A 6110-nucleotide genomic window follows, 5' to 3' on the forward strand; every position below is an offset into this window, starting at 1 on the left:
ACCTCGACGTGCTTGACGCAACCCCTACGACGGCTTTCGTCTGACCTCATCTGACCACGACTTGTCGGCTCAAGAGCATGGCACGGGACACGGTGACCCGGGACATCGAAGTCAGGCGGCGGTTCCTGCGCGAACATCCCGGCCACGCGCTGGACGGCTGGCCGCTGCAGGCCGATTGAATTCTTACAAGAGCGACAACTCACGACTTGCTAATGTGGGGCAACCTCAAAGCAAAGGAGAGCCCCGTGGGCAAGGTGGTCATGTACAGCTCGGTGTCGGTGGACGGCTTCATCGCGGACGAGAACGACCAGCCCGGACCCTGTTCGACTGGTTGTCCAGCGGTGACGTCCCGTTGGACGAGAGCGGCGAGTTGAAGGTGTCGCAGAGGTCCTACGACTACACCCGGCCGTACTGGGACCAGATCGGGGCGACAATCGTCGGCCGTCATGTCTTCGACATGACGGACGGCTGGGACGGGAAGCCTCCGGGCGGGGTCGACCACGTGGTCGTCGTGACGCACCGGCCGAAGCCCGAGGGCTGGGACCCCGAGGCGCCGTTGCACTTCGTCGACGGCGTCGAGGCAGCCGTGGCCAAGGCGCAGGAGCTCGCGGGTGACCGCATCGTCGAGGTCGGCGCTGGCGACGTCGGTGGCCAGGTGCTTGCCGCGGGCCTGGTCGACGAGGTGCGCATGGATGTCTTACCCGTCGTGTTCGGGTCCGGCAAGCGCTACTTCGGGTCGGTCCACGCACAGCACCTGTTGGAGGATCCCGACGTGGTGATTCAGGGCAACCGGGTGCTTCACCTGCGCTATCGGGTGCGCCGTTGACCGATCTGAGCGGGTACGCGAAGAAGGCCACTGCGAACGGTGTCACAAGATCGGGCCTCCGGCTGCGGTTGCGCATCGCTGCCCCGGGACCGACGCGCCAGCCAACATCCAGCCAGCGATTACACCCTCAACTGTGAAGAGCCCGGAAACCCGCGGGAAGTGAGAGAGCGTCGACTGTGGCGGATGCTGGAGCCGCGTAGAGTTGGCGTCCATGGAGAACCTTTTCAGCCACGCGGACGACGCCCTCCCCGCTTCAGTTGATCCCGCAGAGAACCTTGAACCTGTCATCTGCACTGTCACTGTGCCGGGGCCGGTGGCGCAGGCGTTCGCCGGCTTCACGGATCACACGCACTTGTGGTGGCCGCTGGATTCACACGGTGTGTACGGCGCAGGATCTTACGTTGAGTTTGAAGAGAACCTCATCGTGGAGACAGCTGACGACGGCAGGACCGCCGTCTGGGGTTCCATAGATGACTGGCAGCCGCCGCTTTCCTTCCACGCGTCCTGGCATCCTGGGACCACCGCTATCTGGTCCACCGAGCTGCGAGTCGCGTTCAGGGCCGTGGAATCCGGGACTGAGCTGCGCCTGGTCCACAACGGCTGGGAAGGTGCGGAGGATCCTGCCGCAGCCCGCGCCGACTATGCTGCCGGCTGGCCGAAGGTGCTGGACCGTTTCGCGAGGTTCATGGGCGGGGAAGCTTAGGCCTGACGGCCGGCCCTGAATAGCAGTTTGGGACGGACCCAGCTCAGAATGGACTGATGGGCACGGTCAGGCCGGCGGGACGGCCGTGCTGTTCCGGACGAGGAACTCCGTAGGGTACTCCCGGTCGGTGGCCGCTGCTGACGGTGGCGTGCCCTTGGCAGGCCGCCTCGCGCCGGCGTCGATCGTTTCCAACAGCATGCGCGCCGCCAGGGCGCCTTGGCCGCGCGCATCCTGGTTGATGGTGGTCAGCCCAAAGACCTCGCCCAGTTCATGCCCGTCCATGCCGATCACGGAGAGATCCTGCGGCACGCGCAGGCCGAAATCGCGGGCGGCGAGGATGGCCCCGATCGCCATCTCATCGGAGGCTGCAAAAACCGCGGTGGGCCGCCCGGCTGCGGAGGCCAGGAGATTACGGGCACACACGTAGGCGCCCTGGATAGTGAAGTCCGCGAACACTACCCATTCGGGGCGGACAGCATGCCCCGCAGCCTCCATGGCTGCCTCAAAGCCGGCGCGGCGTATCCCGGGGAGTTTGAAGTCCTGGTTCAATTCGGCATCGCCGGTGATGTGTGCGATACGCGTGTGGCCCAGCCCGATGAGATGCTCGGTGGCTGTCCTGGCCAGGCGGGCGTCATCAATCCTGATAGTGGATGCACCGGCCAGGGCACCGCCGATGCCGACGATCGGACGGTGGATTGCCAAGAGCTGTTTGATTTCTGACTCGCTCAGGACCAGCGCCACAGCGATGACCGCATCCAGCCGCTTGCGGACCAGGAAGTCGTTCAGGACGCTGTGCCGGCGTTCCGGCCGGTCACCCACGTTGTACAGGGTGAGGTCGTAGCCGGCGTCGAGCAAGGTGCCGGACACGCCCTCCACCACGGACGAGAAGTACCAGCGGTGGATGGACGGGACCACCAGCCCCACGTTGTGGTTACGGCCTGAGGCCAGGCTGGACGCGTGGTATGACGGGACGAAGCCCAGTTCGTCGGCTGCCGCCTTTGCCAGCTGCCGGCTCTTGGCCGACACGTTCGCCTTGCCGCTGAGCGCCCGCGACACAGTGGCGATCGACAGCCCGGCGCGGTCGGCAACGTCCTTGATGCCCGCAAGTCCCACTATGCCGCGTCGCCTCCGCCAACCCGCAGCCACACCGTTTCCCCGGACGCCAGGAAGTGGGTTGCGTCAGAGCCAGAGCCAGAGTCAGAGCCGGCGCTGCGGACGAGGACGCTGCCTGCCGGCATCTCCAGCGGTTCGTGGTTGAGGTTCATGAGCACCAGCGTATCGCCGTTCAGGTACGCCAGTGACGAACCGCTGCACCAGTCCTCGGCCCAAGCCAGTGACCCGCGGCCCAAACCCAGTTCGCGGCGCACCGCCAGCATTTTCCGGTACAGGGAAAGATGCGACGACGGCGATGCGGCCTGTGCGTCCCGTGCCAGGTCCGCGAAGCTCGCCGGCAAGGGAAGCCAGGGGTCCTGGCCGGAGCCAAAGCCCAGGTGCCGTTCTGTGCTGCGCCACGGGAGGGGAACCCGGCAGCCGTCGCGGCCCAGCCGGGCCCCTCCGGTGCGTGCGAACGTGGGATCCTGCCGCAGGTGCTCCGGAATATCGATGCCGTCCGGCAGCCCAAGCTCCTCACCCTGGTACAGGTAGGCGGCGCCGGGCAGTCCCAGCATAAACAGGGAGGCGGCGGCTGCACGCCGGCGGCCCAGGGCTGTATCCGGCTGCGGATCGGCCGCACCGATGCCGTCGCCATCGCGCGGACCGGACCCGTTGTAACCAAAGCGGCTGGAATGCCGGACCACGTCGTGGTTGGAGAGCACCCAGGTGCTGGTGGCTCCTACTGCGTCCAGGGCAGTCAGCGAGTCCGTAATAACACTGCGCATCCGGTAAACGTCCAGCCCGGCGTGCAGGTAGGGGAAGTTGAAGGCCTGGTGCATTTCATCGGACCGGACCCAGTCGGCGAGGCGGGGGAGCGGGTCAACGTTGGCTTCGGCACACAGAATGCGGTCCGGCCCGTACCCGTCCAGGATCAGGCGCCAGGCCCGGAAGATGTCGTGCAGGGCCGGCTGGCCGAACATCGGAGCCTCATGACCGGGGAAGCCGTCTGAGCTGCCGCCGTCGGCCCGGCCGCCCCAGGCGGGCAGGCCCGGGGCCTTGACCAAAGCGTGGGCGACGTCCACCCGGAAGCCGGAGACCCCGCGGTCCAGCCAGAAACGGAGCACTCGCTCAAATTCGGCGTGCACGGCCGGGTTGTCCCAGTTGAAGTCCGGCTGGGAGGAATCAAACAGGTGCAGGTACCACTGGTCCGGCTGGCCGTCCGGCCCCGTGACCCGGGTCCAGGCCGGACCGCCGAAATGGGACTGCCAGTTGTTGGGTGGTTCGTGGCCTTCAGGCCCCGTCCCGTCCCGGAAGATGAACATGTCGCGCTCCGGGCTCCCTGCCGGGGAGGCGAGGGCTGCCTGGAAAGCAACGTGCTGGTCCGAGCAGTGGTTGGGAACCAGGTCCACGATGACCCGCAACCCCAGCCCGTTGGCCTCGGCAATCATGACGTCGAAGTCACGCAGGGTGCCGAAGATCGGATCCACGTCGCAGTAATCGCTGACGTCATAGCCGGCGTCGCGCTGCGGGGATTTGTAGAAGGGGGACAGCCAGACGGCGTCCACATCCAGCTCGGCCAGTTGCGGCAGTTCCGCGGTAATCCCGGCGAGATCGCCGATGCCGTCGCCGTTGAGGTCCCGGAAGGACCGCGGGTACACCTGGTAGATGACGGCGGAGCGCCACCAGCCGGGGGCGTTGTCGGCATCGTGGATGAGGGTCAGCGGACCTGCCAGCGGAGCTGCGGTGGTGATCATGGAATCAACAGACATGCTGATCAGCCTAGTTGAGCAGCGTCATGATATGGAAACGCTTCCAGCATGTATTTGCAGATGCAATTCGGTGTTCTAGGAGAAATGGGTCTGATCTGTGGAAACGCTTGCAGCAGCCCGGGATTGTGACGAGTTTGCGACGTCGTGGCCCGCCTAGACTGAGGAAGAACGACAACGACGACGGAACGGGAGGCTGCGTGGGCAGCTTGGTTGAAGAGCTGGTGGGCGCCCTCGGGTCAGGGCAGGTCAGTACCGAAGAGGAGTTGCTCGCGAGGTATGCCGTGGACCAGGCCCCCATCACGGATTTCCAGCTCCCCGAGGCGGTGGTCTTCGCCGGGTCTGTGGCGGACGTGCAGGCCGTGGTCAGGCTGTGTGCGGCCCTCAACGTCGCCGTCGTGGCCCGCGGAGCCGGAACAGGCGTGTCCGGCGGTGCGCACGCGAGCAGGAACTGCGTAGTCCTGTCCTTGGAACGGATGAACCGCATTCTTGACCTCAACCCGGACGACGAGACCGCCGTCGTCGAACCCGGCGTGGTCAACGCTGCCCTCAACGAGGCCGCCGCAGTGCATGGCCTGATGTACGCGCCGGATCCGGCGAGCTTCCGTTCCTCCACGATCGGCGGCAACGTTGCCACGAATGCCGGGGGACTGCGCTGCGCCAAGTACGGCGTAACCCGGGACTCAGTGTTGGCGCTGGATGTGGTGCTGGCTGACGGGTCCCTGATCCACACCGGCCACCAGACATTCAAGGGCGTAGCGGGCTACGACCTGACGGGACTGTTTGTGGGCTCTGAGGGCACTCTGGGGATCGTGGTGGGGGCGACCGTCCGGCTCAAGTACCTGCCCCGTGACGTGCACACCATCGCCGCGTTCTACCCGGACTTCAGGCAGGCCGCTGCCGGCGTCCTGGCGGTGGGCCGGGCCCGCGTGCAGCCGGCCATCATGGAACTGCTCGACGGCGGGACGCTTGCCCAGCTGGACGATCTCCACGGCTCCGACCTGAGCTCCCGCGGCCGTTCGCTGCTCCTGATCCAGACCGACGGGTTCGGGGCAGCGGCGGAGGCCGACGTCGTGCGTTCCGTCCTAGCAGCCGGCGGGGCAACGGTGAGCACGGAATCCACGGCGGAAGCCGAGCAGCTCGTGGAGCTCCGCCGGAACAGCCGGGGCGTGGAAGTGGATGACGAATACCGTGTGGGCGAGGACGTGGCCGTGCCGCGCTCACGCCTGGTGGATTACGTGGCGGCGTTGGAAGACCTCGCGGCAACACATGGTGTGAGCCTCAAGGTGGTGGCGCATGCGGGCGACGGCAACCTGCATCCCACGTTCTGGATCGACCGCCAGGACAGTGCGGTGGACGCTGACGCCATGGCCCGGCTGAACTTTGCCCTGGACGCCTCCATTGAGGCTGCGCTCGAAATGGGCGGGACCATCACCGGCGAGCACGGGATCGGGCAGTACAAACTGCGCTGGCTCGGCTGGAGCAGGCGGAACCCGTCAGGGAGCTCCAGCGCAGGGTCAAGGAACTCTTTGACCCGGCTGGCATCCTGAACCCGGGCAAGGCTATCTAAAGGCCGCCACCTGCCACGAAACTAGGTAGCAGTAACTGTCGTTTTGAGCGGGCAGAGTCATATGGTCGTTGCAACGCTCTGATTGATGGAGCGTTTAATGGTCAGGTCATTTCCTCTGAGTACCCGCACCGAGTTCATTGACCTTGTGTGTGG

The 6110-nt window shown here is 66.0% G+C and carries 3 protein-coding genes and 2 pseudogenes; 3 read left to right on the forward strand and 2 right to left on the reverse strand.

Annotated elements, in window-relative coordinates; all coding sequences use genetic code 11:
- The first annotated feature begins 245 nt into the window (after positions 1-245).
- Both NG697_RS20795 and NG697_RS20800 read left to right on the forward strand, forming a co-directional pair.
- Positions 246-826: pseudogene (locus tag NG697_RS20795) on the forward strand (dihydrofolate reductase family protein).
- 211 nt (positions 827-1037) lie between these two features.
- Positions 1038-1529: an SRPBCC domain-containing protein gene (locus NG697_RS20800; protein WP_252603925.1), complete on the forward strand. Its 492-nt coding sequence runs from the start codon at positions 1038-1040 to the stop codon at positions 1527-1529.
- Positions 1530-1595: 66 nt separating this feature from the next.
- Here NG697_RS20800 and NG697_RS20805 read toward each other — a convergent pair whose 3' ends face one another.
- Both NG697_RS20805 and NG697_RS20810 read right to left on the reverse strand, forming a co-directional pair.
- Entirely contained in the window at positions 1596-2642 is a 1047-nt protein-coding gene (locus tag NG697_RS20805; protein ID WP_252603924.1) for a LacI family DNA-binding transcriptional regulator, read from the reverse strand.
- A complete protein-coding gene (locus tag NG697_RS20810) occupies positions 2642-4390 on the reverse strand; it encodes a glycoside hydrolase family 13 protein (protein WP_252615084.1) in 1749 nt (582 codons plus the stop codon). The genes NG697_RS20805 and NG697_RS20810 overlap by 1 nt, the downstream gene beginning before the upstream one ends.
- 197 nt (positions 4391-4587) lie before the next feature.
- On the opposite strand from NG697_RS20810, the pseudogene NG697_RS20815 reads away from it, so the two are divergent.
- Positions 4588-5957: pseudogene (locus NG697_RS20815) on the forward strand (FAD-binding oxidoreductase).
- The last annotated feature ends 153 nt before the right edge of the window (positions 5958-6110 follow it).

Origin of the sequence: Pseudarthrobacter raffinosi (genome assembly GCF_023913835.1) — a bacterium.
Classification (GTDB): domain Bacteria; phylum Actinomycetota; class Actinomycetes; order Actinomycetales; family Micrococcaceae; genus Arthrobacter; species Arthrobacter raffinosi.

Bases quoted from the DNA above. Each gene is read 5' to 3' on its own strand.
- NG697_RS20800 (WP_252603925.1), top strand. From the start codon at position 1,038: ATGGAGAACCTTTTCAGCCACGCGGACGACGCCCTCCCCGCTTCAGTT.
- NG697_RS20810 (WP_252615084.1), bottom strand. From the start codon at position 4,390: ATGTCTGTTGATTCCATGATCACCACCGCAGCTCCGCTGGCAGGTCCG.